The sequence below is a fragment of the Phyllobacterium sp. GQ127 genome, from assembly GCF_059758635.1.
The window spans coordinates 150,323-176,185 of the sequence record NZ_JCAXDZ010000003.1; the positions used below are offsets into that span (position 1 = coordinate 150,323).

Here is a 25,863-nt window from a genome sequence, read left to right on the forward strand (position 1 = left end):
TAGTTCAGGGCCCTCTTTTGGCTGGCCTATGGTGATTTTCAGGTTGCACCCGGATAGAATGTCAATTCGACAGTCGACCAGGTATCATACTTGTCTTGCGGCAGGTTGAACGGCGCAGATCGCATAACAGCTCGCAATGCGCTGCTCTTGACTGCATTCAAAAGTCCGGCATCCGCTCCAGTGCCGCTAACTTCAGGGCTACCGTCAATCTGGCCGTCCTGAGTAAGGCGGAACCGCACAATAATCTTCATATCCGGCGATTCTTCCGCGCCAACCGGCTTGTTCCAATTGCCTTCAATGATACCACGCAATGCGTCCATCTCGCTCTGGCTGAGAGAACTGCCGCCCGTCGTTTTACTTGCACCCAGCGAAGCTTGGTCGGTTGAGCGTTTTGCGCCGCCAGCTGATGCTTTTTGCTTGTTGAGCAAATCCGCAACTTGATCCGCGATACCGTCCTTTTCCTTTGATGGGGTCGAAGCGGTCTGCGTTTTCGGTTTCTCAGGCGTTTCCTTACGATCAGGTGTCTTGGCGGTCTGCGCTGGCGGCGTTGGCTTGGCTTGCGGCATCGCAACCTTTTCCGGCAACTTGAACTCTTCTTCGGCAGGCTTTTCGGCTTGCGGAGCAGGTTCAGCCTTTGGCGTTTCAGCGGGTGCCGGTACAGGTTTCACATCATTAATTGCTTCCGCAACAGGATCAGGCTTGACCTCCTGCTTGGGCTCCGGCTCTGGCTTGACTTCTGTAGCGGGTACAGGTGTTGGCTTCGGCTCAGGCTTTACTTCCGGCTTTGGTTCAGGCTGAGGGTCCGGTTTGGCGACAGGCGTTTCCGAAGGCTTGGGCGCTTCTGCCGCCTCTACAGGCTTCGCTTTTGTCTCGGTTGCGGGTTTGGTTTCCACATCCGTCTCGCTGTCACCGACATTTTGTGCGTCAGGAATCGTTTGCGGCTTCTGTGTCGGCTTTGGTGCCGGCTTCTCGTTCTTCTCGGCTTTCTTATCGCCTTTTTGCAGCTGGCTCACATCGGACACAATATCAATGGGCATAGATTCCGAGTTAGCCATATCCATCGGGGTTGGCGCAGAAAACGACAACAGACCCCAGCCGAGCAAAGCGGCGTGGATTATTGCTGAAGATGTGATGCTGCCCCGCATAATGGATTAGTTACCTTCCGGCAGACTTACGAGACCGATGTTCTTGAAACCCGAACCCGATATCTGTGCCATAACCTTCATGATCGTACCGTAGTCAGCAGCCTTGTCGCCCTTGACGAAAATGCGTTCTTTATAGCCTGTCTTGGCGATTGCCTGCAGTTTGGGCACGATTTCTTCAAGAGGAATTTCTGTTTCCTGGAGATAGATCTGACCTTGCTGGTTGATCGTTACATAGATCGGATCCGCTTCGCTATTCAGCGTCTGTGCCGATGTTTCCGGCATATCGATCGGCACACCAACGGTCATCATCGGTGCGGTTACCATGAAGATGATCAACAGCACGAGCATGACGTCGACCAGCGGTGTCACGTTGATCTCACTCATCACGCCCTTGCTGTGCCGACCGCGACGGCGGCGGCTGCCACCAGAACCATTATTTCCTATAGACATGCCCATGGCATTAATTCTCGCAATTGCTGTATCTGTTGCGCAGGCTTATGTACGCGGCAGTTTCTCATCGATTTGCCGCGATAGTATGGCGGAAAACTCATCGGCGAAGCCTTCCATGCGGGCGGTCAATTTACCGGCATCACTTGAAAGCTTATTGTAGGCAATAACCGCAGGAATAGCGGCGACGAGACCAATTGCCGTCGCCAAAAGCGCCTCAGCAATACCCGGTGCGACGACAGCCAAACTTGTCGACTTTGAACCCGCAATACCCATGAACGATGTCATGATACCGATAACAGTTCCGAACAGACCAATGAATGGACCGGCGGAACCGATGGTAGCGAGCGAAGTCAGCCGGGCAGCGAGATAATCGCTTTCGCGGGCAAGTGCCACGTCCATCGCCTTGTCGATACGCATCTGCAAAGCAATGGGTGAGCGGGCGCCCTTTTCGAACGACTTCTTCCATTCGCGCATCGCAGCGATGAAAATAGCGCCCATTCCCGTTGTGCGCTTATCGCCAAGATTGCGATAGAGTTCCTCAAGCGATTGGCCGGACCAGAAAACCTGCTCGAAGCGGTCAAATGCACGTTTGGCCCGCCCAAAGCCGAGACTCTTGTCGAGAATGATACCCCAGGTCCAGATTGATGCACCCAGCAATCCCACCATCACGAGCTTGACGATAAAACCTGCCTGCCAGAACAATCCCCAGAGGGAAACATCTGTATGAACGGCAACGGCTGTTAGATCTTCCATATTTATCCTCGAATCCGAAAACCCGGCTTGTTGACCGGGGCACAATCGTTTCAATCCAGATGAGCCACGTTTAAAAACCGGATTTATTTCCAGTAACCTTAACGCGGCTTCTTTACGTTAATTTTGGTAAAACGAAGGCGTTAACGCCAAACGCCCCGTTTCATAGCCTTATTCATGATTTGTTATGGTTAAGGATCAGTTATGATTCATGGGACTGATCAATATAAATGGCAATATCTTATGTCCGTGGATTGAAAAGCTTGACCCACTCTGCCGGAAATCTTCGCGGACGACCTGCATTATTGACCATCGCTGCCTCGACAACAGCCGAGATGAGCAAATCACCGTTGCGTTTTATAGCCTGATGCATTTCCACCCGCGCTCCCGATATGGCGGCAGTGTGAGTTTCAACCGTTAATACATCGTCGATGCGGGCGGGCGATCTGAAATCGATTTCCATCCGGCGAACGATCCAGACGAGATTTTCACCGAGTTTTCCTTCGGCAAGTTCCGTATGGTGTACCCCCAGCAAGCGCAGATAATCCGTGCGACCGCGTTCCAGAAACTCCAGATAACGCGCGTGATAGACGACACCTGAGAAGTCCGTATCGGCATAATAGACCCGGGCCTCAAGCCTGTGCCCCTCATCTGTCAGCGCGCCAGCCAACCCGCTCATCAGTCGTCATCCTGAAAAAGCGCGATCTGCTGCTGAACAATGTCGGCAGGCGCGGTCAATCCCAGATGTTTCCAGGCATTCACGGTCAATACCCGTCCGCGCGGCGTGCGTTGGAGAAAGCCCTGTTGGATCATGTAGGGCTCAATGATATCTTCAATAGCGTCACGCGGCTCTGAAAGCCCAGCGGCTATTGTTTCAATTCCCACAGGCCCGCCACCAAAATTATGGGCAATCATCGCCAGATAGCGTCGGTCCAGCTGGTCAAGGCCAAGCCTGTCAACTTCCAGCCTTAATAGCGCCGAGTCGGCAGTTTCACGGTCGATCTTGTCTTTACCATCGACAATGGCGAAGTCCCTCACCCGGCGAAGCAAGCGTCCGGCAATGCGCGGTGTCCCGCGTGAACGCCGGGCAACTTCCAGTGCGCCATCATCCGTCATGCCGATTCCCATGATACGCGCACCGCGACGCACAATGTGCTCCAGCTCCTCAACGGTATAGAAATTCAACCGGACGGGAATCCCAAACCGATCACGCAAAGGCGTTGTCAGCAAGCCAAGCCGGGTGGTCGCGGCAACAAGTGTAAATTTTGCAAGATCAATCTTCACGGATCGGGCCGCTGGCCCCTCGCCAATAATCAGATCGAGCTGATAATCTTCCATAGCAGGATAGAGGATTTCCTCGACTGCAGGATTCAACCGATGGATTTCATCAATGAAAAGAACGTCATTTTCTTCCAGATTGGTCAGGAGCGCCGCAAGATCGCCTGCCTTGGCGATCACTGGTCCGGAGGTCGAACGGAAATTGACGCCAAGTTCTTTGGCCATGATCTGCGCCAATGTTGTTTTGCCGAGACCGGGAGGGCCAACAAAGAGCACATGATCCAGCGCTTCACCGCGCGACTTGGCAGCTTCGATGAATACTTTCAAATTGGCGCGCGCCGCTGCCTGACCCACAAAGTCGGCAAGGGTTTGCGGGCGCAGCGAAGTATCAAGATCTTCCCCGCGCTTTTCCGGTGTTATCAGACGGCTTGCATCACTCATGCGCCTGTCCTCGCATAGACTGAACGTTCAGACAATGCATCACCGCGACAGCTCTTTCAGCCCCAACCGTATCAATTTTGCCGAATCCGCATCCTCGCCGGCATTTTTTAACGCGGCGGCAATGGCATTGGCAGCCTGGTCGCGTGAATAGCCAAGATTGGTCAGCGCTGAAACAGCATCTGTAACTGGCGCAGGGGCGACGCCCTCACCCAGTTCCTGTTTGAGCCCGATGGTTCCCATTGCTTCACCCGCAAAGGCGGGAGCTTTGTTCTTCAGCTCCGTCACGATTCGCTCGGCAACACGCTTGCCGACGCCGGGGGCTCTTGAAACCATCGCAATGTCACGCAGCGCTATCGCGTTGGCAAGATCAGATGGCGTCAGAGTGCCGAGTACACTCAAAGCAACCTTGGCACCAATTCCCTGAACGCTCTGCAAGAGCCGAAACCACTCGCGCTCGAGAGCGGTTCCAAAGCCGAACAAGCGGATAAGGTCTTCACGCACATAGGTCTCAATCAGGAGCACAACCGCTTCGCCAGCCGCCGGGAGATTGGACAAAGTGCGCATTGAGCAAAATACAACATAGCCAACACCGTGCACGTCGACGATCACGTGATCTTCGCCAATTTCGTCTACAGTACCCTTGAGTTTACCAATCATGCCATTGCCGCCAATTTTTGTTCGATCAAAAGACGGCCGATTGCGCTCTGTCGGTGATGTGCATGGCAAATGGCGACGGCTATAGCATCGGCCGCATCATCCGTATCGAACACTGCCTTCGGCATCAAAACCTTGACCATCATATGAATTTGCTTCTTCTCGCCATGGCCGACACCGATGACGGCTTTCTTGACAGCGTTGGGAGCGTATTCCGCAACCTTCAGTCCTGCAAGCGCGGGAACGAGAAGAGCAATCCCTCGTGCCTGCCCCAGTTTCAGCGTAGCAGTCGCGTCCTTGTTGACGAAAGTGTGCTCGACAGCCGACTCGTGCGGTTTCTGATCGTGGATGACACCGGCAAGCCCATCATGCAACTGGCAAAGCCGGGAGGCGAGATCAAGTTTCGCATCGGACAAAATCGTCCCGGAAGCAACGAAACGCAGCGAATTACCCAGCGTTTCAATGATGCCCCAGCCTGTGCGGCGGAGGCCGGGATCAATACCGATGATGCGAATCGCTTCTTTCATTGCCAAACCTTATCTGCGTGTCATTTAACATGACAGCACAAAGGTGAACAAAAGCGAAACAAACGTTAGAAAAATTATCGATGCCCGAAAGCAGTTGCCAAAAGGCTGAGCTGATCCGACACGGGATTCGTCGACATGAAGCGATCATGCTCAATGCCCGCTCCGTCATTGTAGATTTCATCATCCATCTGGCGAACGCGCGCTTGCAGCCTCAATGAACGATGAACAATATCGCAGTAGGAAAGCGGAATCTCATCCCAACCTTCCACTGTCTCAGGCGCCGAATCCGTATCAAGCCGAACCTTGGCTTTTTCTGACATGACTTGTTCAAGCGTCATCTCGCCACTGCGCGACGCCCTTTGCAGCAAAAGCCACGAAGCGACCTGCATCAAGCGTGTCGTCAAGCGCATCGATTCGGCAGCGTAAAGCGTGGCTGCGGTCCGTGAAAGCCGACGCGCGGCCTCGCGACCCTCGCCGTCAAGATAGGCCGCCGCCTCCTCAACAAGGTTCATTCCTTCATCGTAGATGTGATTGAAACTTTCGGAGCGAACCATACGATCTGCAAGCCGGATCGTGTTGTCTGCCTTGAATTCCTGTTCACCCATCATATGCCCTGTCATCTAAAATATGCGCTGCCGCAATCCGCTATTTTCGTCAAAGCAGTAGCCCCTTACTGAAGGAGGAGCCGGAACAGCACAACGGTCGGCGGGCAGTAATCCCCGCAACCTGCCCGTATGTGCACAGTGACGCAAGTTTATCCTTAATAAAGGGTTAACGGCAGGGCGATCAGCGAATGGACAGAGGATATAAACATAAAAAAAGAGCCGCAAAAACGAGGCGGCTCTCAGGAGTCTAACAGGGAGGCGTCAAACAAAGTGGCCAAACCACTTGGTAAGAATCCAGAAAACTGGATGACTTATTTATAGATTGTAATGCTTAACGAGTGGTTAACCTGAACAAGTCGAGAAAATTTGCCTAAAAAGCTGCATTCGTTCCTGCTGGTTACAGATCACCTATTTCACGTGCCCTTTTGCGCAATTCAAACTTTTGGATTTTGCCGGTTGATGTTTTGGGTATTTCCTCAAACACCACATGCCTGGGACATTTATAGCCCGCCAGCAACCCTTTACAATGAGCCATCAACTGCTCGGCAGTCGCTGTATATCCCTGTTTCATTTCGACAAAAGCCAAGGGGGTTTCGCCCCACTTTTCATCAAGTCGGGCCACTACGGCACAGGCACCCACACCCGGAAATTTATAGAGCGCGTCTTCTACTTCTATGGAGGAAATATTCTCTCCGCCCGAGATAATGATGTCCTTGGAACGATCCTTAAGTTGAATATACCCATCCGGATAGGTCACGCCCAAATCGCCGGAATGAAACCATCCGCCCGCAAAGGCTTCATCGCTTGCTTGGCGATTTTTCAAATAACCTTTCATAACGATATTGCCGCGAAACATGACCTCGCCAATAGTTTCGCCATCTGCCGGCACTGGCTCCATGGTTTCCGGATCGAGCACTGCAAGGTTCTCCAGCGCTGTATAGCGGACCCCTTGCCGTGATTTCTTGACAGCCTGTGACGATGGAGAAAGCAGGTTCCATTCATCCTGCCATTCATTCACCACCGCAGGGCCATAGGTCTCCGTAAGCCCATAAAGATGCGTCACTTCAAACCCTGCCTCTGCCATACCGGCCAGTATGGATTCAGGCGGCGAAGCTGCCGCGGTGTTAAACGAAACCGTCTGGGGGAATGTCCTTTTATCGCTCTCGGCGGCATTGATTAAGGTCGACATGACAATGGGTGCGCCACAAAGATGCGTGACGCCATGATCGGCAATCGCATCGTAAATCGGCTTTGCCCTGACCCAGCGAAGACAGACATGGGTCCCGAACTGCAACGCCAACGTCCAGGGGAAGCACCAGCCGTTGCAATGAAACATTGGCAACGTCCAGAGATAAACGGGATAACGCCCGAGCCCTGAGGCAACAATATTGCCATAACCCATCAAGGCTGCGCCGCGATGATGATATACCACACCCTTGGGATTGCCCGTGGTGCCGGATGTATAATTGAGCGTTATTGCATCCCACTCATCATCAGGCATCGACCAGAGATAGTCCGGATCGCCGCTTTGAACGAAAGCCTCATAGTCCAGTTCGCCAATCCTGGGCCCCTGTGCATGAGGCGCATCCTCGGCATATTCCGTATCCACGAAATCAATGACAATGGGCTTAACTTTCGCCAGCTTGAGCGCTTCGTTGAATACCTTTGAAAACTCGGTATCGACAATCGCGATCTTCGTTTCGGCATGGTCGAGTTGAAAAGCAATAATAGCCGGATCCAGCCGCGTGTTCAGTGAGTGCAATACGGCTTTTGTCATGGGCACGCCAAAATGTGCTTCAAGCATAGGCGGCGTGTTGGAGAGCATCACCGTAATGGTGTCACCTTTACCGATGCCCTTGTGGGCTAAGGCGGAAGCAAGTTGGCGCGCCCGTCGATAAAAAGTGCCGTAATCAGTCTTTTGCGAGCCATGGATTATGGCAGTTCTGCCAGGATAAACACGCGCCGCACGCTCCAGATAGGAAAGCGGCGTCAACGGCTGATGGTTTGCCGGGTTGCGATCCAGATCCTGCTCGAAAATATTGCCCATACAGGTCGCCTCCCACAACGATGAAGCCATCTTAACTTAGCTTTGTCGGCGGGGGCTAGAGCCTTTTCTGCTTAAATAAAAGCAGTTCTATTTCTATTTAAGCGGGAAAGGCTCTAGTGGTCACGCCCGCAAAAACAAAATTACGAGCGCGATCTGATTGGGCTTGGCTGCTTATGTCACGGCCTTCAAAGTGGTCACGGCCATGGTTTTTCCGACCAGCACAGGTTTTGCCGGACTCGGTTTTTGAACCGGACGCCCGCCCCAACCAATGCGGGGCAACCATTCCAGATAATAGGCAAGGGCAAATTGGGCCATGATACCACTGGCGACCAGCAATGTGTCATCTAGCAGTCCACCTGGGTTCATGACCTTGACGACCTGCGCAACCATGGCAAGAATCGTCCCTGCCACAAACACTGGCAGTGAATGTTTACCCAGAATCGCAAGTGGATGATCCTGCGAGGTGCGTGCAAGATTGGAAAGCGCAGGCACCGAGACGATCACATAAGCAAGCGCCAGAACATGAGCCAAGCGGGTCAAAGACAAGAATGTTTTGTCAAAGCCTGTCAGAACCATGGGCAGTCCAAGCGACGTATCCACGCCCCAAAGCGGCCAGCGCACCCAAACCAGCGCGATCAGAATATAAGCGATCGACAGACCAAACAGATATTTGTTGAAGGCAATGGCCCCGCCACGACGAACATGCATGACACCCGCAATACCGATGACGAACAGGAATTGCCACGACAGCGGATTGAGGAACCACACGCCATCCGTCGGATAGTTTGGTGGTGCGATCTGATAGATACCTGAAACCAGCCACAACACGCCCGAAACACCAATCATGGCGCTCAGACTGATGCTGCCAATTACCAAGAACAATGGCAGCATCAAAAGCAGCACGCCATACATGGAAAGAATATTATTATAGCCTAGCTGATGGCCCATCGTTGCCAGCCCGATCAGCGCCTTTGCCGGCTGATCCATCAGCGGTCCAATATTGATAAAGGACATGAATTCAGGACGCTTCAAATAAAGGCCTGCGGCACAGAAAACGGTGAGCGTCGCTATCGTGGTCAGAATGTGTGTGCTGTAGAGCGTGGCTGCGCGCCGCCAAGCCTTCAACGTCATAAGCATACGATTGCCTGGCTCGAATTTGGAGCCGTAAGCTAAACCAACGGCGATACCTGAAATCAGAACGAATGCCTCTGCGGAATCGGAGAATCCCAGATTCTTATGCGTCAAATGTTCGAAAATAGTGCCCGGAATGTGATTGACGAAAATGGTCAGCAGCGCCAAAGCCCGAAAGACGTCAATGCGGGTATCCCGCTGTTTTGTCAGGGACTGTGTCATGAAATTCACCATTTCCTATCAATACTATGCAAGCATTGCGTTCCCGGCCTCGTTGGGAACGACTCATTTGGGCAGTTGCGATTTGATAATGCCTAGGTAAGGCAAAAGTTGCGGCAGCGCCGATCAACTTTGGTTCACGAATATAACAACGAGGCAATTCCGTCGTATGTTAACTTGAGCCCCATCAGCAAAATCATCCCATACATGAAGGGGTAAAACACCTCCGGCCGCATGCGTTTGACGATCCATGCTCCCGCAAAAGTCGCCAGTGGCGCGAGCGGCATGAGAACCGCCGATGCTTCAAGATTCGTCGCATCAAATTGCCCAAGCGCGAAATATGGTATGACTTTCACCGCATTCACGACAGCGAAGAAAATCACGCTGGTACCATTATAAACTTTGGGATCCTGACGCAGAGGGAGAGCGTAAACCTGATAGGGCGGCCCCCCGGCATGAGCGACAAAACTTGTGAACCCGGCTATGGCTGACCAGAAAGTCGCTGCTATCGTATTGTGAGGCTGCGCCTTGGCTCGCCGTTCAGCGCTGGCAAAAACATATCGCGCAAAAAAGATGATCGCGACCAGGCCGACGATAAGTTTAACCATGTCGTCAGTTACGACAGAGGCCGTCAGCCAGCCGATTCCAATGCCAAGCAAGCCGCCTGGCAGCATCAGCTTGAGCGTTTTAGCATCGCTGTGGCCGCGCCATGACCAGAGGCTGGCAACATCCATGACGATCAGTATGGGCAACATGATTGCTGCGGCCTGAACCGGCGGCATGACCAAAGCCATGAGCGGCACGCCCACTTGCCCCATAGCGCCACCAAGACCGCCTTTTGACAATCCTATGAGAATAGTCGCAGGCACGGCAGCGGCATAGAACCAAGGGTTCAATAAAAGATCGGACATGGCAGGAAGACCCGTAGAGAGGAGATTTGTCTTAATCCTGATCGCAGATATTGAGAAATGCTTTCTCCGGAAAATCACCGAAAAAAATCAACTTGCCGTTTTCAGAAACCGCGCAGGGTCTGTTCAAAGCACACACCATCCTTTATGCCCGAATTCGATCATGATTTAACAGTTAAAGAAGAACGATAGTCGGGGTAACAGATGAACAGCGAACCGAATCTAAAGCGTTGCCGTATTGTTCTGGTTGCGCCCAATGCCGCCAGTGTCAGCGAGCTTGTAGCAAAACTCGGCGCGGCGCTGAGTGGCGGTGACGTGGCTTCGGTGCTGTTGCCTCCCTATGAAATGGACGAAACCACATTCCAGAATTTGGCCGAGGCTGCGGTTCCGCTGATTCAGGAATCGGGAGCGGCTGCCATTATTGTTGGCAACACCCAGATTGCGGGCCGGGTCAAAGCTGATGGGTTGCATTTTGAAGGCCCCGTTGCCGAGCTTGCCGACACTATTACGCGGCTTTCGCCCAAGATGATCGTTGGGACAGGCAACATCAAAAACCGGCACACCGCGCTTGAAATTGGCGAGGCAGCTCCGGATTATGTGCTTTTCGGTAAAATTGGTGCCGACAATAAACCGGAAGCGCATCCGCGAAATATTGATTTGGCTGATTGGTGGGCGTCGATGGTCGAAATCCCCTGCATCATCCAGGCGGGGAATACGCTGGAAAGCATCCCGGATGCAGTTTCCACGCGCGCCGAATTTATTGCTTTGGGTGCCGCGATATTCGACGGTGCGGACCCTGCCGCAGCGATTAAAGAGGCCAATCGCCTGCTTGACGAGCACGCACCCGCATTTGAAGACGGAAACTGATGAAAGCGAAGCAGGACTGATGGAATTGAAGCGCGTTGCTCTCTTAAGTTTTTTTTCGGCAGCTTTGATGGCAGTGCTGGCAGGCTCTGGTTTTGCGCAGCAAACGCCTGACACATCGCCATCCATCACCAGCCCCGCTCAAAATCCAACCGATCCTGCACCCGCACAGCTTGAATCACCCGATACAACTCCCAAGCAAGATAAGCCCAAACCTTTGGGCGCTCCCGTTACCGAACCAATTAATCCCACCCGTTTTGGTAAAGGCGCCGAAGACGAAGCTTTTGGCGCTTATCAACGCGGGCTTTACAAGACCGCCTATAATCTGGCGATGCCGCGTGCCGAAGCTGGCGATGCGACAGCGCAGGTACTCGTTGCAGATATTCTCGCCAGAGGCTTGGGTGTTCCCGCCAGTCTTGCTGAATCGGCAAAATGGTATGCCAAGGCGGCCGAGCAGGGCCAACCGGAAGCGCAATTTCGCTACGCAGGCATTCTGCTTGAAGGCAAATATGCAACTAAAGATCCCGTCAAAGCCAAGGAACTAATGAAAGCGGCAGCCAATGCGGGCAATGCCGCAGCGCAGTTCAATCTTGGACAGATTCTCATGCAGGAGCATCCGGGCGAAACCGGGCTGGACAATGCCTATCCGTGGTTCCTGCAGGCCGCAGAAAAGGGCCTCGCTGATGGCGAGTATGCCGTCAGCCAGATTTTAGCCAATGGTACAGTCAAGATTCAACGCGATGAGCCTAAAGCGCGCCAATATCTGATAAAGGCTGCCATTAAGGGTTATGATACCGCCCAGATGGACCTTGGAACATGGCTTGTGGAAGGGCGCGGCGGCAAACGCGACTATAAGTCCGGTTTCGGCTGGATGCTTCGTGCTGCGGTGGGAGGCAATGTTGCCGCACAGGCACGGCTTGCAAAACTATATCGCGATGGCTTGGGCGTGGAAGGCGACAGCATCAAGGCAGCAGCATGGTACATCGTGGCACGACGTGCCGGACTGAACGATCCTGATCTGAATTCTTTCATGGATGGGCTGGATGACGATCAGATGAAAGCAGCAATTACCGAGGCAAATAAGCTCCGTTAGTAGCTGTTTTTGCGCTTTCGCTTGCCTATTGCGCGAATTTGTGGTCTTGGAGCGCCATTATTGGACGCCGCTTTTCATGTTGGCGCCAACTCTCAACTTCAATCCGGATAGACAAATGAAAATCAACGGTAATGAAATCCGTCCTGGCAATGTGATTGAACATGATGGCGGACTTTGGGTCGCGGTCAGAACAAACCATGTCAAACCCGGCAAAGGCGGCGCCTATAATCAGGTAGAGCTGAAGAACCTGATCAATGGCACAAAGTTGAACGAGCGTTTCCGTTCCGCTGAAACAGTTGAAAAAGTTCGCCTTGAACAGAAGGACTTCTCCTTCCTTTACGAACAGGGCGAGGCGCTGGTCTTCATGGACACAGCCAGCTACGAACAACTGGAACTGCAGAAAGATTTCGTTGGCGACCGCGCCGCTTTCCTTCAGGATGGCATGATGGTTACCGTCGAGCTTTATGATGAGCGCCCGATTGGTATTTCCCTGCCAGATTATGTCACGCTTGAAATCACGGAAGCTGATCCTGTCGTCAAGGGCCAGACCGCTGCGTCCTCTTATAAGCCTGCTGTCCTCGAAAACGGAATTCGCGTTCTTGTGCCGCCATTCATTTCGTCCGGTGAACGTATCATCGTCGACACCAATGAACTGACATATGTTCGTCGGGCTGACTAAGACCGGACACAAGCGGCAGCACATTGAAAGCGTGTTGCCGCACTCATTCTATACTACGGAGAAATAAGTCGAATGGCGCGTTCAGCGATACTCAATGTGATGGTTCAGGCTGCAATGAAGGCAGGCCGGTCGCTCGCTCGTGATTTTGGCGAAGTTCAGAATTTGCAGGTATCGCTTAAAGGCCCCGGCGATTATGTTAGTCAGGCCGATAGGAAAGCCGAAGAAATCATCTATGCCGAGCTGAAGCGTGCCCGCCCCGATTATAGCTTCCTGATGGAAGAAACCGGCGCGGTCGAAGGCACTGACGGACAGCATCGCTGGTTGGTTGATCCATTGGACGGTACGACAAATTTCCTACATGGCATCCCGATGTTTGCCGTTTCAATCGCGCTTGAACGTCAGGGCCAGATCGTTGCCGGCGTAATCTTCAATCCAGCCATGGATGAGCTTTATACCGCAGAACGTGGCGGTGGAGCATTCCTCAATGATCGCCGGCTGCGCGTTTCGGGACGCACAAAACTTGTGGACTCCATCATCGGCACAGGTGTTCCTCATCTTGGCCGTGGTGACCACGGCAACTACCTGCTCCAATTGCGCAACATCATGGGTGAAGTTTCGGGCGTTCGCCGGATGGGCGCTGCTGCACTTGACCTCGCCTATGTAGCCGCCGGACGTTTTGACGGCTTCTGGGAGGACGGCTTGAACCCTTGGGATATCGGCGCAGGCATCATCATGATCCGGGAAGCTGGCGGCTATGTGACCGACCTTAATGGCGGTCAGGATGTGGTTGAGAGCAAAGCGATCGTGGCTGGCAATGAAGCAGTCCAGAAGGCACTGGTAAAAGCCCTCAAGAAGCCCGTCTGATCCGAACCACCGCCTGCGTCACTCGAATGGAATTTATTGTTCCATCGTTGCCCTATTGCGTCTTTCAATTGCAGCGCATTTTCGGTTAGGGTTCGCAGAAATCGATTTGGCACGCGCTTGAAGCGCGCAGCCAACCGAACCGCGGAGACGATATGATGGCTGATTTCAGTTCGACCCGCCAAGGGCTGGACCACGATGATTACGATCCCTACCGGCTTTCAAGCCCAAGGTTCGTTCTTTTGTCGATGGCGATTTTCCTGGTCATCGTTGCATTTCTGGGCGCCATCCTCTTTCGCCAAATATCCGGGTTTTTCACCACCAATCCCGGCTTGAATGGTCTCATCATCGGCGTGCTCGTTGTCGGCATCCTTCTAGGCTTCGGTCAGGTCATCCGTCTGTTTCCCGAGGTGCGGTGGGTCAATTCATTCCGGCGCGGCAATGTTGATCCGGATGCACGACCTGTCATGCTTGCGCCAATGCGCGCGCTGATCGGCCGGCGTCAATCCATGGCTCTTTCAACAAGCGCCATGAGTTCAATGCTTGACTCCATTGCAGCCCGGTTGGACGAAACGCGGGATATTTCGCGCTATCTCATTGGGCTTCTGGTTTTTCTCGGTCTGCTCGGTACGTTCTGGGGTTTGCTGGAAACGATCGGTTCTATTGGAACAACCATTCAGTCTCTCGACCCGCGCGCGGGCGACGCCAATAGTGTTCTGGATTCCTTGAAGGCTGGTCTTGAGTCGCCACTACGCGGCATGGGCACAGCATTTTCCTCATCCCTCTTCGGTCTTTCCGGCTCATTGATCCTTGGTTTTCTCGACTTGCAGGCCGGGCGCGCCCAGAACCGTTTCTATACCGAGCTGGAGAACTGGCTTTCCAGCGTCACTGATCTCGGTTCCGACCTGCACGCAATTGATGCGGTGAACAGCGGGACATCCGACGAATTGCGCGCCCTTTCCGAGCGCTTGCAAAACATCCAGGAAACCGGCGGTTCAAGTCAGCGAACGACGGCTGCCTTGGCCAGCCTTGCCGAAGGTATTCAGGGCCTCGTCAAAAACATGCGAGCAGAACAACAAATCATGCGCGATTGGGTTGAGAAACAAGCCGACGAGCAAAAAGCCATCCGCAAGACGCTCGATAAGCTCGGCGATTCTATCGAACGCAACAAGGCAAGCTGACGATGGGTCTTGGTCGCAAACGCCGCCCCATCCGTCATGTGGATTATTGGCCGGGCTTCGTTGACGCTTTGTCGACGCTTTTGCTCTCCATCATGTTTCTGCTGTCGGTCTTTGTTCTGGCTCAATTTCTCTTGAGTCAGGAAATTACGGGCAAGGACGCGGTACTCAACCGGCTCAATTCTCAGATCAATGAATTGACGCAGCTGCTTTCGCTTGAGCAAGGCAATAAGCAGGATCTGGAAGACACGATCGCAAATCTGCAGGCATCCTTGACCAATGCGCAAAGCGAGCAATCGCGTCTGCAATCATTATTGTCGCAAGGTGCTGGTGCCGGTGCCGCGGCAGAAGGCAAGATCAACGAACTGTCGACCGGGCTGGAGAATGAAAAACAGATCAGCGCCCGCGCACTGTCCCAGGTGGAATTGCTCAATCAGCAAATTTCGGCCCTTCGCAGACAAATCGGTGCGCTCGAAGAAGCACTGAACGCCTCTGAATCGCGTGATAAAGAGTCTAATGCGAAGATCGCTGATCTCGGCAAACGGCTCAATGTTGCCTTGGCACAGCGTGTACAGGAGTTGAATCGCTATCGTTCTGACTTCTTTGGACGGTTACGCGAAATCTTGTCGGATCGTGAGAATATTCGCATTGTTGGCGATCGTTTTGTTTTCCAGTCGGAAGTTTTGTTCCCGTCAGGTGCCGCAGTATTAAATCCCGCCGGTTCTGAAGAAATGAAGAAGCTGGCACTGGCGCTGATCGATCTGCAAAAGGAAATCCCCGAGGATATCAATTGGGTTTTGCGCGTCGACGGTCACACGGACGATATTGCGTTGTCCGGTACAGGCCAATTCAAGGACAATTGGGAGCTTTCTTCGGCTCGTGCCATCTCAGTGGTAAAATTCCTGATTGCTAATGGCGTTCCGGCAAACAGGCTGGTTGCCGCCGGCTTTGGCGAATTCCAACCGCTTGAACCGGGTGACACTCCAGAAGTGCGTGCAAAAAACCGCCGTATCGAGCTGAAGCTAACCGAGCGTTAAATCGCGTAAATTGTTGCCAATATTGCGATCAGGGCCGGAAGTGCCTGAACATATAATATCTTCCTGCCAACAGTTATTGCGCCGAAAATGCCAGCCACGAACACACAGCCGAGAAAGAATATCTTGATCGCAAAACCGCTTTCGCCGAGCCACAGACCCCAAACAAGGCCAGCAACCAGAAAGCCATTATAAAGCCCTTGATTCATCGCCAAAGCTTTGGACGCTGTGGCGAATTCCTGACTGAGCCGGAATGTCTTCAAACCCAGCGGTTTGTCCCAGGCAACCATTTCCAAATACATGAAATAGACATGGAGCAGAGCCACCAGCGCAATCAGAATATTCGCAACCATCCTCGATCCCCTCGATCCTGACGCCTATTCAGCTGCGCCTTTAAATGCATCCGCGCCCGCTTCGAATTGTAATTTCGCAAGATTGGCATAGATGCCGTTCTTTTTCACCAGTGCCTGATGCGTGCCCTCTTCGACAATGCGGCCATTTTCCATGACCAGAATACGATCAGCCTTCAGGACTGTTGCAAGTCTATGAGCGATAACCAGCGTTGTCCGCCCTTCCATCAAATGATCAAGCGCCTTCTGCACCAGCATTTCGCTTTCCGCATCAAGCGCGGACGTTGCTTCATCAAGCAGCAATATCGGTGCATTGCGCAAAATCGCCCGTGCAATTGCAACGCGTTGGCGCTGACCGCCGGAAAGCGTTACACCGCGCTCTCCGACTTGAGTGTCGTAGCCATGATCGAGTGCGCTAATAAAATCATGCGCCAGTGCTGCCTTGGCTGCGGCCTCAATGTCAGCTTCGCTTGCACCGGGGCGACCGAAACCGATATTCTCGCCAACAGTGGCAGCAAAAATAGTCGTGTCTTGCGGGACAATGGCGATACGAGCACGTAACTCTGCTGGATCAACGTCACGAATATCAACACCATCCAGCTCGATACGCCCTGATAGCGGGTCGTAATAGCGTAGCAACAGTGAAAAGACGGTGCTTTTACCCGCACCAGATGGTCCAACGATGGCAACCGTCTCACCGGGCTGGATCACAAAATCGAGCCCTTTTAATGCTGGCGCGTCAGGCCGTGCCGGATAATTGAATTGCACCTGAGCAAACGCAACGGAGCCCACTGGTGGCTCAGGCAAGGCGACTGGATTTGCCGGAGCTGCAATAGCGGGCTGCTCATTGAGAATTTCTGTCAATCGCTCCGCGGCGCCGGACGCTTGTGACAACTCTCCCCAAACCTCGGAAAGTGCACCCAGGGCACCTGCCGCAAAAACGGAATAGAGTAGAAACTGCCCCAATGTTCCGGGCGTCATCATCCCGGAGAGAACATCGCGTGATCCAAACCAGAGAACTGCAACAACGCTGGAGAAAATCATGAAAATGGCAAATGCCGTCAGCACCGCCCTCGCCTTGACCGAAGCCCGCGCCGCCAAAAATGCATCCTCAACCGCAGCGCTATAGCGCGAGGTTGCCAGCGTTTCATTGGTGAAAGCCTGCAATGTTCGCACGGAAACAATGGATTCGCTGGCATAGGCTGTGGCACCAGCTAGCGTATCCTGTGCCCGGCGCGAGCGCCTACGCACAGACCGGCCAAATGCGACGAGCGGAATGATAATAACGGGAATCGCCGCGATAACGAGACTGGAAAGTTTCAGACTTGTAATCACCATCATGAAAATAGCACCAAGGGCCAGAATCAGATTGCGCAAAGCAATGGATGCCGTTGCACCCACAGCAGATTTGATTTGCGTCGTGTCGGCGGTCAAACGAGAGACGATCTCGCCGGACTGGGTGCCATCAAAAAATGCCGGCGACAGCTTGGTCAAATGTGAAAAGACATCGCGGCGCAAATCGGAAATAATCCGCTCGCCCAATGTGATGACGAAATAATAGCGGCCAGCCGAAGCGACTGCCAGCAGAGCGGCGAGCAAAACGAGCATACCGAAATAATTGTCGATAAATGCACCATTGGCGCCGCTAAAACCGTGATCAATCATGCGCCGCACTGCAAGCGGCAAGGTTAAAGTCGTCACGGCGGCCAGTGTCAGGGAAGCCAGAGCACCTGCCAGCATGCCCTTATAGCGGGACATATAGGGGAAGATGCGGCTCAACGGCCTTAGCGAGCGGCGCTTTCTCTCTGTCTCGTCGAGGCGAGATTGAGCCGAATCTGCCATTAATCAATATCCTCACATCGCTTTCGCGACTTTGCAGCCAGACGGCCTTGTTATTGCTTGAAGGCTGATGTATAGGCTCGCCAACAGTTTTGGAAGCCCCAACCGTCTGCAGTCCCTGTGGCGTTTGGCTTCATCTTTAACAATCGGCTCCTGACCGGCACTACCACAACCAAAGTGGTTCCGGTTTTGCGCCCTCCAGTTTAGGACACTACCGATGAAAGCCAACATTCATCCTGACTACCATAACATCAAAGTCGTCATGACCGATGGTACAGAATATATGACCCGTTCCACATGGGGCAAGGAAGGCGATACGATGAACCTCGATATCGATCCTTCCACACACCCAGCCTGGACAGGCGGCAACGCACAGCTTTCCGATCGTGGCGGCCGCGTTTCCAAGTTCAAGACGCGCTTCGGCAATCTCGGCATATAATTCTTTTTGCCCTTATGGCATCTTTAAACGGCTCTGCTCTGCAGGGCCGTTTTTGTTTGCGGATTTTTTCGGGGGACACCATTCGTGAAAATTGCTCTGCTGCATACCGCCGAAAGCAATATTGCGGGCTTCGAAGAGGCTGGCATGAAAATCGGGCTTTCTGCCGGGACACTTATGCACAAAGTGCGGGCCGATCTTTTGCAGGCCGCGCGTGAGGCAGGCAAGCTGACGCCATCTATCGCACAGGAGACGGCAGCGGCATTGCAAGCCCTGACCGGGGATGCCGACGTGGTTATGCTGACTTGCTCCACACTCGGCCCTTCAGTTGAACAGCTTGGATCAACCGGCGTCCCTGTCCTGCGCGTCGATGCGGAACTGGCAAAACGCTCTGTCCGCAATGGCGGCTTGGTGGTTGCGCTTTGCGCTCTCGATACAACGATCGAGCCAACGACGCGGCTTTTTACACAAGCTGCGGAGGGTACTGATGCAACGATTGATGTGCGCTTGATTCCGGAAATCTGGGACCTTCTTCTGGCCGGTGATCACATCGCCTATTGCGCGGCAATTGCCAAGGCAGCGGATGCTGCATATGAAGCGGGAGCCGATATTGTGGCCTTGGCTCAAGCATCAATGGCGGGCGCAGCCGGCAATGTTACCAAAGGCCCAAGACCTTTCGATTCGCCAAGTTCAGGGCTGGCGGCAGCGATTGCCGCCTGTCGCCCCAGCGTTTGACAAGCTGCTGTTTCGCCAATAGCTTTTCTCATACATCTGCGTGCATAGGGAGGGACCATGCAATGACTGACGTAACTTCCGGAGCCAGCACAGTGCCTGGCGCGAAGATTGAGCCAAGCTTGCATAGGGTGATGGGACCTTGGCTTCTCCTGCTTTTCATTGTTGGCGATATTCTCGGCACAGGCATTTATGCATTGACCGGACAAGTCGCAAAACAGGTCGGCGGCGTAGTCTGGCTTCCATTTTTGATCGCTTTCGTTGTGGCCGTTGTCACGGCATTCAGCTATCTGGAACTGGTAACAAAATATCCGCGGGCTGCGGGGGCAGCTCTCTACACGCATAAAGCCTTCGGAATTCACTTCGTTACATTCCTCGTTGCCTTTACTGTCATGTGTTCCGGCATCACCTCGGCGTCGACAGCCTCGCGCGCATTTGCCGCCAATCTCTCCGGTGCATTCCAACTCAATCTTGAGTCCGGGATAGGTATCTCGCTCGTTGGCCTTGGTTTCATGGCGCTGGTTGCAATCGTCAATTTTCGCGGTGTCGGAGAAAGCGTGAAAGCCAATGTGGTTCTCACAATAGTTGAGCTTACCGGCCTTCTAATCATTATTTTCATAGGCTTATGGGCCATCAGCGCCGGTCAAGGCGACGTTTCCCGCATCACCCAATTTGCCAGCACTCCAGATTCCAGCATCTTCTGGTCAGTCATGGCAGCGACCACCCTGGCATTTTTTGCAATGGTCGGCTTCGAGGATTCCGTCAATATGGCTGAGGAATGCAAAAACCCTTCCGGGATTTTCCCGAAAGTACTCCTCACCGGGCTCTTCATTACCGGCGCCATCTATGTGTTGGTTTCGATTTCAGCCATCACACTCGTTTCGCCTGCCGATCTTGGCGAAGGCGAAACACCTTTGCTCAAAGTGGTACAGGCTGGAGCTCCCAATTTCCCGCTTTGGATTTTTGGTTTCATAACAATGTTCGCAGTAGCCAATAGCGCCTTGATCAATATGCTCATGGCAAGCCGATTGGTTTACGGTATGAGCCGCGAACATGTCCTGCCGCCCATATTCGGTAAGGTGCATCCAACGCGTCGGACGCCCTATCTTGCCATCGGCTTCACGACCCTTCTGGCCTTTGGGCTCATCCTGTTTGTCGGCGAGGTCCCTGCACTGGGCGGGACAACCGCGCTACTGCTGCTGTTCGTATTTACAATCGTCAATATAGCCGTTCTGATCTTGCGCCGGGAGAAAGTCGAGCATGAGCATTTCCGCACACCGACCTTCCTTCCTGTTATAGGTGCCATCTCCTGCGCTTTCTTCGCAGGTCCATGGACTGGCCGCGATCCGGTTCAATACAAAATCGCCGGAGTTTTGATAGCCGTTGGGGTTGTGCTGTGGATCGTCACAGTACTCGTCAATCGCGCTACCGGCGTTACGGAAAAGTCCGACCTCAGTGCTTTGGGCGGCGACGGACCAGTGAACTAAGTTAAATGCAAAAAACCCTGCCGGATTTTCATCCGGCAGGGTTTTTAGCTTGTACGGAACCTCAAATCAGGCAGCGCTTAACTTGGCGAGAACCTCGTCACTAACCTCGAAATTCGCATAAACATTCTGCACGTCATCATCATCGTCCAAGGTCGCAAGCAGACGCAGCACAGACTGTGCCTTCTCTTCATCGACCGGAGCCGTTGTTGCAGGCTTCCAGATGGCCTTGACGGATTCAGCTTCGCCTAGTGCCGCTTCCAGAGCCTTCGATACGTCGCCAATGTCTTCAAAGGCGCAGATAATGACATGGCCTTCTTCATCGCTTGTAACGTCTTCAGCGCCAGCTTCGATCGCTGCTTCCATAACCTTGTCGGCGTCGCCAACATCAACCTTGTAGGTGATTTCCCCAACTCGGTTGAACATGAAGCCAACCGATCCGGTTTCACCCAACGCGCCGCCCGCCTTCGTAAAGGCTGCACGCACATTGGACGCTGTGCGATTCCGGTTATCTGTCAGCGCTTCGACGATGACAGCAACGCCGCCCGGGCCGTAACCCTCATAGCGCACTTCATCATAATTCTCGGCGTCGCCACCGGATGCCTTCTTGATGGCCCGCTCGATATTATCTTTTGGCATTGATTGCGCGCGGGCGTTTTGTACAGCCAGACGCAGGCGTGGGTTCATCAGCGGGTCAGGCAGACCCTGCTTAGCAGCGACAGTGATTTCGCGACCCAGCTTGGAAAAGATTTTCGACCGCACGGCGTCCTGACGCCCTTTGCGGTGCATGATGTTCTTGAATTGTGAATGGCCTGCCATGGCACCCCTGCATGCTTGTCTGCGGTTTTGGAATGGGGGCCCTTATAAGTAAAAACAGCCGCGCCGTCCAGCACCGCCAAAATTCATTCAACAATGTGCAGTTTTACACTGTCATAGCCGTCTGCGGATACGGTCGTACAAAGTTTGAACCATTCGCAGCCTACACAGGCCGTGCGCGTCGTTCCACCAGCAAAGCTTTGGCGCAATCCTTCAAGCGTCGAAAGATTTATCTTGAGCCGGTCACCGACCTGCAATGTCCGCCCCAGCAGCTTGCCAACGTCGAGCAGCGCTTGCGTATCGCGCTCTGTTACACTCACATTGTGGCAGTGTGGCTCAGTAGTTTCGAGAAGGGGCTGACAAATCTCGTCCGGCCCCTCCCCGATAATTATTTCTTCGCCCCCAGCCAGCCTTTCGATGACCCTGTCGTAATTGTCGGTAAAGGCCTGACTATAGCCTTTGCCGACATAGGTCAGCATGCAAAGCAGATGGTGCGGACGAAGCTTTACCGTCAAGACAAGCGGATACCCGAACGACGCAGAGCTTCAAGCATTGCAGCAGCCAATGCAGATTTGAGAACACCGCCAAGAATGAATGGCGCAACGCCCGAAGCCCAGGCGACATCAAATCCAAAAAGACCTGCCAGCCACAATCCGCCGACAGCAAGGCAGAGCGCATTGCCCATAAGCATGACCACTGCCGAACTGAACGGGTTGCGTGTAAACCCGCGTTCAGCCAGATAACCAACCATCGCGGCAACAACTGGGAATGCAAACAAGTAACCTGCCGTGGGCCCGGCGAAGGCCAGTTGGCCGGGCATCCCTTCGGCGAGAACCGGCAGTCCGATGAAGGATTGCAGAAGCCATGCGACCACGGTAATCCCGCCCAAACGCCAGCCATACAGTGCGCCAACCATGGTGACCGCAAAGGTTTGCATCGTTATCGGCACGGGAATCATGGGTACGGATATCCATGAACTTACGGCCAGAAACATCGTGCCTATAACCACCGCCAAAGCTTGAAAACCAAGCGAACGATTGGCTAGCTTTAAAGGCACGAAGGCTTGAGCAGGATTAGTCTGTGTCATTTTCACTTTTCCCCAGTGAGGTTGAATAAAGTTCAATGCTTCTTGCGGCGGCGCGCAAACATATTGAGCGCCTCGACAAGAGCAGAGAAGCCCATCGCGGCATAGATATAGCCCTTCGGTACATGGAAGCCGAAACCATCCGCAATCAGTGTCATACCGATCATGAGCAGGAAGCCCAAGGCCAGCATGACAATGGTTGGATTATTGGCGATAAACTTCGACAAGGGCTCCGCTGCAAAAAGCATGACAGTAACAGCAGCAAGAACCGCGATAACCATAATCACGATCTCGTCGGTCATACCCACCGCCGTGATGATTGAGTCGACAGAGAAAACCAGATCGAGCAATAGAATCTGACCAATGGCGGCGCCCATGGTCAAGGTGACCTTTCTACCGATAATGTCATCCTTGGCGTCTTCATGATCGACCGTATGATGGATTTCCTTCGTAGCTTTCCACACAAGGAAGAGACCACCGGCGATCAGGATTAGATCTCGCCACGAGAACCCATGGCCGAAAGCTTCGAAGACCGGTTCTGTCAGCTGTACGATAATCGATATGGTAAACAGCAGCGCAATGCGCAGAACCAGCGCGGCGCCAATACCAAGGCGACGGGCGCGAGCCTGCTGTTCTTTCGGCAATTTGTTGGTGAGGATCGAGATAAAGATCAGATTATCGATCCCGAGCACGATCTCCATGACGACCAGCGTTACAAGCGCGATAAGTCCTGCTGGTTGATAAATGAAATCGAAATAAGAAAGGAAGGTTTCCATGGGGTCGTATGTCCCTTGTTAAATGACCGGATGGGATGCAAATATCAATTCACTCCACTGGGAGTGTACGGAACCAAACGTCAATTTATTTCCAGAATGCGGGAATTGTTTCTTCAAGTCGCGGACCGATACGCAATGGAGCGATCTTTTCGGCAAGTCCCGTCCTATCAGAAATTTCAACACCGACACCACATATTGTAGCCTTGCCGCTCGCCGCTTCAAATCGCCCCTTTGGCACCTTGGAAAGAAACCGGTTCAGCGGCTCTTCCTTGTCCATGCCCAGTGACGAGTCGTAGTCGCCGCACATGCCCGCATCAGACATATAGGCCGTACCGCCATTCAATATCTGTGCATCAGCAGTCGGCACATGAGTATGCGTACCCACAACAAAGCTGGCGCGACCATCAACGAAATGGCCGAAACATTGCTTTTCACTGGTGGCTTCCGCATGAAAGTCGAAGATCACAGCATCGGCCTGTTCACCCAGAGGGCAGGCTTTGAGAATTTCCTCGGCTATCGTAAACGGGTCATGCAGATCGGGATGCATGAAAACGCGTCCCATAATGTTGGAGACAAGAACACGCGCGCCATTCTTGGCGAGAAATACACCAGAACCCTTGCCTGCTGTGCCAAGCGGAAAATTGGCGGGGCGCAGAAAGCGTTGCTCCCTATCGGCGAATATCAGGGCTTCGCGTTGATCCCACACATGATTTCCGGTGGTGACGACATCTGCGCCGGCATTGATCGTATCGTGGAATATTTCTTCGGTGATACCGAAGCCGCCCGCGGCGTTCTCACCATTGACGATGGTAAAGTCGAGTTTCAGATCGGAAATCAAACCGGGCAGTTGTTCGTAAACTGCTGTCCGCCCGGACCGGCCCACCATGTCACCAAGAAAAAGTAATCTCACGCATACATCCTGAATTTCGTTAATTGGCTTTATCGATACTGCCAAAGCTGCGCAACCCGCTTTCCGTCAAGATTGCTTCGAGCGGCACATCATGCGGCTCGTCAGGCACAATTTCGACTTTCTGGCAGTCAAATGCGACCCCAAGCAAGGTGGGATTGGCGCCGAGTGCCAGTAATCTTGCTATTGCCCTGTCATAATAGCCCGCACCATAGCCGATACGATGACCGCGCTCGTCAAAAGCAGCCAAAGGCACCAGCATAAAGGAAGGGTCGATGACAGGTGCATCGTCCGGCGGTCCCGACGTTCCAAATCCTGTTTCAATCATCGGCGCGTCTTGGGTCAGCTCCCGAAATATGATCGTCTGCTTGTCGATAATGACTGGAAGGCAAAGCCGGGCACCCTTATCGCGCAAAGCAAACAACAGCGGACGCAGATCAACTTCCGAACGTATCGGCCAGAAACCCGATACAATTTCGCCCGGTTGCAGCGAGATGCCCGACAGGCCGTGGGTGGCAAGCTGTAATGATGCGTTGCTCCTATAATCGGCGGACAAGGCATCGCGGCGCGCCAAAGCTTTGAGACGCAGCGCTTTCTTCAGTTCTTTGATCGGGGATTGGGTTTGCAAAGCGATAATTTCATGAGGCGCCGGAAACCGGCTCGGGATGAAACAGTGGCGTCCACACAACCGATGGAGAAGTCGATCCCGGGAACCTACAAAGTAGGTGGGTGCCGTGTGAAGAAGCCCACGGGCCTCTCCAGGGACAGCTCCCTAAGGGATCATTAAGGCCCCGGGGAATATGTCTCTCCTGTCGTGAGGCGCAGAGCGCCGATCCGAATATAGGACGCCTGTAGCAATAGCGCCAGTAGATCGAACACGATTTTCTGTTCCTGACACAACATTGTCTGTAACCATGTTGTTGATAGCTGCCTGTCGCGATAGTTTGTGCGCGTTGAGGGGGAGACTCGATATATGACGATCACAATGTACCAGGCATCCGTTCCGGTTTTTCAGCGATTGCTGGATAATTGCATAGCGATTCTCAAGAAGGCCGAGGCTCACGCCATTTCAAGCGGCGGTGACACACGGCAAATGATCGAGGCGAAGCTGGCCTCCGATATGTTTCCATTGAAAGTTCAAATACAAATCTTGGCCGACGGCGCACGCGGTTGCGTGGCGCGACTTGCAGAGCAGGCTTTGCCTTCACCGGATGCCGGGCAGTTTGCGGTGTTCAACCGCGGGTATCATCAGGATTTCGTCGAGTCCCATCAGACCTTTACATCACTGATTGCCTATCTTCACGACGCAATTGATTATCTGGATGCCATTCCGCCGGCTAAGCTGGAAGGCAGCGAAACCACACCCGTTGAGGTTACATGGCGTGGCAATACCCGCTATTTTCACGGGCTGCCATTTCTTCGCGATTACGCGCTGCCGAACTTTTATTTTCATTTGACAATCAGCTACGCGATCTTGCGTATTGCCGGAGTTCCTCTGGGGAAACAGGATTTCGAAGGCACCCCCGTCTATTCCACCGGGCCAGCAGGCCCACACCAGACTTGGCAGCATTAAGG

At 53.3% G+C, this 25,863-nt stretch carries 29 protein-coding genes and 1 other RNA gene; 10 read left to right on the forward strand and 20 right to left on the reverse strand.

Annotated elements, in window-relative coordinates:
• Positions 1 to 38: 38 nt before the first annotated feature.
• The 11 genes from tolA to AC6CHM_RS12760 form a co-directional block, all read right to left on the reverse strand.
• Complete coding sequence (gene tolA / locus AC6CHM_RS12710) at positions 39 to 1,145, reverse strand: cell envelope integrity protein TolA (RefSeq protein ID WP_115054216.1); 1,107 nt, start codon at positions 1,143 to 1,145, stop codon at positions 39 to 41.
• Positions 1,146 to 1,151: 6 nt separating this feature from the next.
• Positions 1,152 to 1,601, reverse strand: a complete 450-nt coding sequence (gene tolR / locus AC6CHM_RS12715) for a protein TolR (RefSeq protein ID WP_115054215.1) — start codon at positions 1,599 to 1,601, stop codon at positions 1,152 to 1,154.
• 39 nt (positions 1,602 to 1,640) lie between these two features.
• Positions 1,641 to 2,348 (reverse strand): protein TolQ, encoded by a 708-nt coding sequence (tolQ, locus tag AC6CHM_RS12720; RefSeq protein ID WP_008128090.1) that lies wholly within the window; start codon positions 2,346 to 2,348, stop codon positions 1,641 to 1,643.
• Between the two features lie 238 nt (positions 2,349 to 2,586).
• Entirely contained in the window at positions 2,587 to 3,024 is a 438-nt protein-coding gene (gene ybgC / locus AC6CHM_RS12725) for a tol-pal system-associated acyl-CoA thioesterase (protein WP_115054214.1), read from the reverse strand.
• Entirely contained in the window at positions 3,024 to 4,064 is a 1,041-nt protein-coding gene (ruvB, locus tag AC6CHM_RS12730) for a Holliday junction branch migration DNA helicase RuvB (RefSeq protein WP_115054213.1), read from the reverse strand. The genes ybgC and ruvB overlap by 1 nt, the downstream gene beginning before the upstream one ends.
• Positions 4,065 to 4,103: 39 nt before the next feature.
• The gene (gene ruvA, locus AC6CHM_RS12735) at positions 4,104 to 4,721 is read right to left on the reverse strand and encodes a Holliday junction branch migration protein RuvA (protein ID WP_115054212.1); all 618 of its coding nucleotides are present in this window, start codon (positions 4,719 to 4,721) and stop codon (positions 4,104 to 4,106) included.
• On the reverse strand, positions 4,718 to 5,245 hold the full coding sequence (gene ruvC, locus AC6CHM_RS12740; protein WP_440810487.1) for a crossover junction endodeoxyribonuclease RuvC: 528 nt from the start codon (positions 5,243 to 5,245) through the stop codon (positions 4,718 to 4,720). The genes ruvA and ruvC overlap by 4 nt, the downstream gene beginning before the upstream one ends.
• 74 nt (positions 5,246 to 5,319) lie before the next feature.
• Entirely contained in the window at positions 5,320 to 5,853 is a 534-nt protein-coding gene (gene rcdA / locus AC6CHM_RS12745; RefSeq protein ID WP_498173672.1) for a protease adaptor protein RcdA, read from the reverse strand.
• A 394-nt stretch (positions 5,854 to 6,247) separates the two neighbouring features.
• The gene (locus AC6CHM_RS12750) at positions 6,248 to 7,897 is read right to left on the reverse strand and encodes an acyl-CoA synthetase (RefSeq protein ID WP_498173420.1); all 1,650 of its coding nucleotides are present in this window, start codon (positions 7,895 to 7,897) and stop codon (positions 6,248 to 6,250) included.
• Positions 7,898 to 8,068: 171 nt separating this feature from the next.
• Positions 8,069 to 9,250 (reverse strand): OpgC domain-containing protein, encoded by a 1,182-nt coding sequence (locus tag AC6CHM_RS12755; protein ID WP_115054209.1) that lies wholly within the window; start codon positions 9,248 to 9,250, stop codon positions 8,069 to 8,071.
• A gap of 134 nt (positions 9,251 to 9,384) precedes the next feature.
• The gene (locus AC6CHM_RS12760; RefSeq protein WP_115054208.1) at positions 9,385 to 10,158 is read right to left on the reverse strand and encodes a TSUP family transporter; all 774 of its coding nucleotides are present in this window, start codon (positions 10,156 to 10,158) and stop codon (positions 9,385 to 9,387) included.
• A 201-nt stretch (positions 10,159 to 10,359) separates the two neighbouring features.
• On the opposite strand from AC6CHM_RS12760, the gene AC6CHM_RS12765 reads away from it, so the two are divergent.
• The 6 genes from AC6CHM_RS12765 to AC6CHM_RS12790 all read left to right on the forward strand — a co-directional run bounded on the left by AC6CHM_RS12765 (position 10,360) and on the right by AC6CHM_RS12790 (position 15,867).
• Positions 10,360 to 11,022 (forward strand): thiamine phosphate synthase, encoded by a 663-nt coding sequence (locus AC6CHM_RS12765; protein WP_498173421.1) that lies wholly within the window; start codon positions 10,360 to 10,362, stop codon positions 11,020 to 11,022.
• A 19-nt stretch (positions 11,023 to 11,041) separates the two neighbouring features.
• Positions 11,042 to 12,112, forward strand: coding sequence for a tetratricopeptide repeat protein (locus AC6CHM_RS12770; protein ID WP_115054274.1), 1,071 nt, complete (start codon positions 11,042 to 11,044; stop codon positions 12,110 to 12,112).
• Positions 12,113 to 12,227: 115 nt separating this feature from the next.
• Positions 12,228 to 12,791, forward strand: coding sequence for an elongation factor P (efp, locus tag AC6CHM_RS12775; protein ID WP_498173423.1), 564 nt, complete (start codon positions 12,228 to 12,230; stop codon positions 12,789 to 12,791).
• A gap of 72 nt (positions 12,792 to 12,863) precedes the next feature.
• A complete protein-coding gene (locus AC6CHM_RS12780) occupies positions 12,864 to 13,655 on the forward strand; it encodes an inositol monophosphatase family protein (RefSeq protein ID WP_498173424.1) in 792 nt (263 codons plus the stop codon).
• Positions 13,656 to 13,810: 155 nt separating this feature from the next.
• A complete protein-coding gene (locus AC6CHM_RS12785) occupies positions 13,811 to 14,833 on the forward strand; it encodes a MotA/TolQ/ExbB proton channel family protein (RefSeq protein ID WP_115054273.1) in 1,023 nt (340 codons plus the stop codon).
• A 2-nt stretch (positions 14,834 to 14,835) separates the two neighbouring features.
• Entirely contained in the window at positions 14,836 to 15,867 is a 1,032-nt protein-coding gene (locus tag AC6CHM_RS12790) for a peptidoglycan -binding protein (protein ID WP_498173425.1), read from the forward strand.
• Here AC6CHM_RS12790 and AC6CHM_RS12795 read toward each other — a convergent pair.
• Both AC6CHM_RS12795 and AC6CHM_RS12800 read right to left on the reverse strand, forming a co-directional pair.
• Positions 15,864 to 16,217, reverse strand: coding sequence for a DUF1304 domain-containing protein (locus tag AC6CHM_RS12795; RefSeq protein ID WP_498173427.1), 354 nt, complete (start codon positions 16,215 to 16,217; stop codon positions 15,864 to 15,866). The two genes, AC6CHM_RS12790 and AC6CHM_RS12795, sit on opposite strands and share 4 nt — an antisense overlap.
• Before the next feature lie 24 nt (positions 16,218 to 16,241).
• Positions 16,242 to 18,056 (reverse strand): ABC transporter transmembrane domain-containing protein, encoded by a 1,815-nt coding sequence (locus tag AC6CHM_RS12800; protein ID WP_498173428.1) that lies wholly within the window; start codon positions 18,054 to 18,056, stop codon positions 16,242 to 16,244.
• A gap of 214 nt (positions 18,057 to 18,270) precedes the next feature.
• Here AC6CHM_RS12800 and rpmE point away from each other — a divergent pair, with 214 nt between their 5' ends.
• The 3 genes from rpmE (at position 18,271) to AC6CHM_RS12815 (ending at position 20,708) form a co-directional block, all read left to right on the forward strand.
• A complete protein-coding gene (rpmE, locus tag AC6CHM_RS12805; protein ID WP_115054201.1) occupies positions 18,271 to 18,492 on the forward strand; it encodes a 50S ribosomal protein L31 in 222 nt (73 codons plus the stop codon).
• 84 nt (positions 18,493 to 18,576) lie between these two features.
• A complete protein-coding gene (locus tag AC6CHM_RS12810; protein ID WP_115054200.1) occupies positions 18,577 to 19,224 on the forward strand; it encodes an Asp/Glu racemase in 648 nt (215 codons plus the stop codon).
• A 62-nt stretch (positions 19,225 to 19,286) separates the two neighbouring features.
• On the forward strand, positions 19,287 to 20,708 hold the full coding sequence (locus AC6CHM_RS12815; RefSeq protein WP_115054199.1) for an APC family permease: 1,422 nt from the start codon (positions 19,287 to 19,289) through the stop codon (positions 20,706 to 20,708).
• A 66-nt stretch (positions 20,709 to 20,774) separates the two neighbouring features.
• Here AC6CHM_RS12815 and AC6CHM_RS12820 read toward each other — a convergent pair whose 3' ends face one another.
• The 7 genes from AC6CHM_RS12820 to ssrS all read right to left on the reverse strand — a co-directional run bounded on the left by AC6CHM_RS12820 (position 20,775) and on the right by ssrS (position 25,119).
• Positions 20,775 to 21,524, reverse strand: a complete 750-nt coding sequence (locus AC6CHM_RS12820; protein WP_115054198.1) for a YebC/PmpR family DNA-binding transcriptional regulator — start codon at positions 21,522 to 21,524, stop codon at positions 20,775 to 20,777.
• Positions 21,525 to 21,607: 83 nt separating this feature from the next.
• The gene (locus tag AC6CHM_RS12825; protein WP_440810500.1) at positions 21,608 to 22,036 is read right to left on the reverse strand and encodes a DUF1284 domain-containing protein; all 429 of its coding nucleotides are present in this window, start codon (positions 22,034 to 22,036) and stop codon (positions 21,608 to 21,610) included.
• Positions 22,033 to 22,608, reverse strand: a complete 576-nt coding sequence (locus AC6CHM_RS12830) for a biotin transporter BioY (RefSeq protein ID WP_440810502.1) — start codon at positions 22,606 to 22,608, stop codon at positions 22,033 to 22,035. Before AC6CHM_RS12830 ends, AC6CHM_RS12825 begins: the two co-directional genes overlap by 4 nt.
• Before the next feature lie 32 nt (positions 22,609 to 22,640).
• Positions 22,641 to 23,381: a TerC family protein gene (locus AC6CHM_RS12835; RefSeq protein WP_115054196.1), complete on the reverse strand. Its 741-nt coding sequence runs from the start codon at positions 23,379 to 23,381 to the stop codon at positions 22,641 to 22,643.
• An 85-nt stretch (positions 23,382 to 23,466) separates the two neighbouring features.
• Entirely contained in the window at positions 23,467 to 24,291 is an 825-nt protein-coding gene (locus AC6CHM_RS12840; RefSeq protein WP_115054195.1) for a TIGR00282 family metallophosphoesterase, read from the reverse strand.
• A gap of 19 nt (positions 24,292 to 24,310) precedes the next feature.
• Positions 24,311 to 24,916 (reverse strand): 5-formyltetrahydrofolate cyclo-ligase, encoded by a 606-nt coding sequence (locus AC6CHM_RS12845; RefSeq protein ID WP_498173432.1) that lies wholly within the window; start codon positions 24,914 to 24,916, stop codon positions 24,311 to 24,313.
• A gap of 46 nt (positions 24,917 to 24,962) precedes the next feature.
• A non-coding RNA gene (gene ssrS / locus AC6CHM_RS12850) (6S RNA) lies at positions 24,963 to 25,119 on the reverse strand.
• Between the two features lie 142 nt (positions 25,120 to 25,261).
• Here ssrS and AC6CHM_RS12855 point away from each other — a divergent pair.
• A complete protein-coding gene (locus tag AC6CHM_RS12855; protein WP_115054194.1) occupies positions 25,262 to 25,861 on the forward strand; it encodes a DUF1993 domain-containing protein in 600 nt (199 codons plus the stop codon).
• Positions 25,862 to 25,863: the final 2 nt, after the last annotated feature.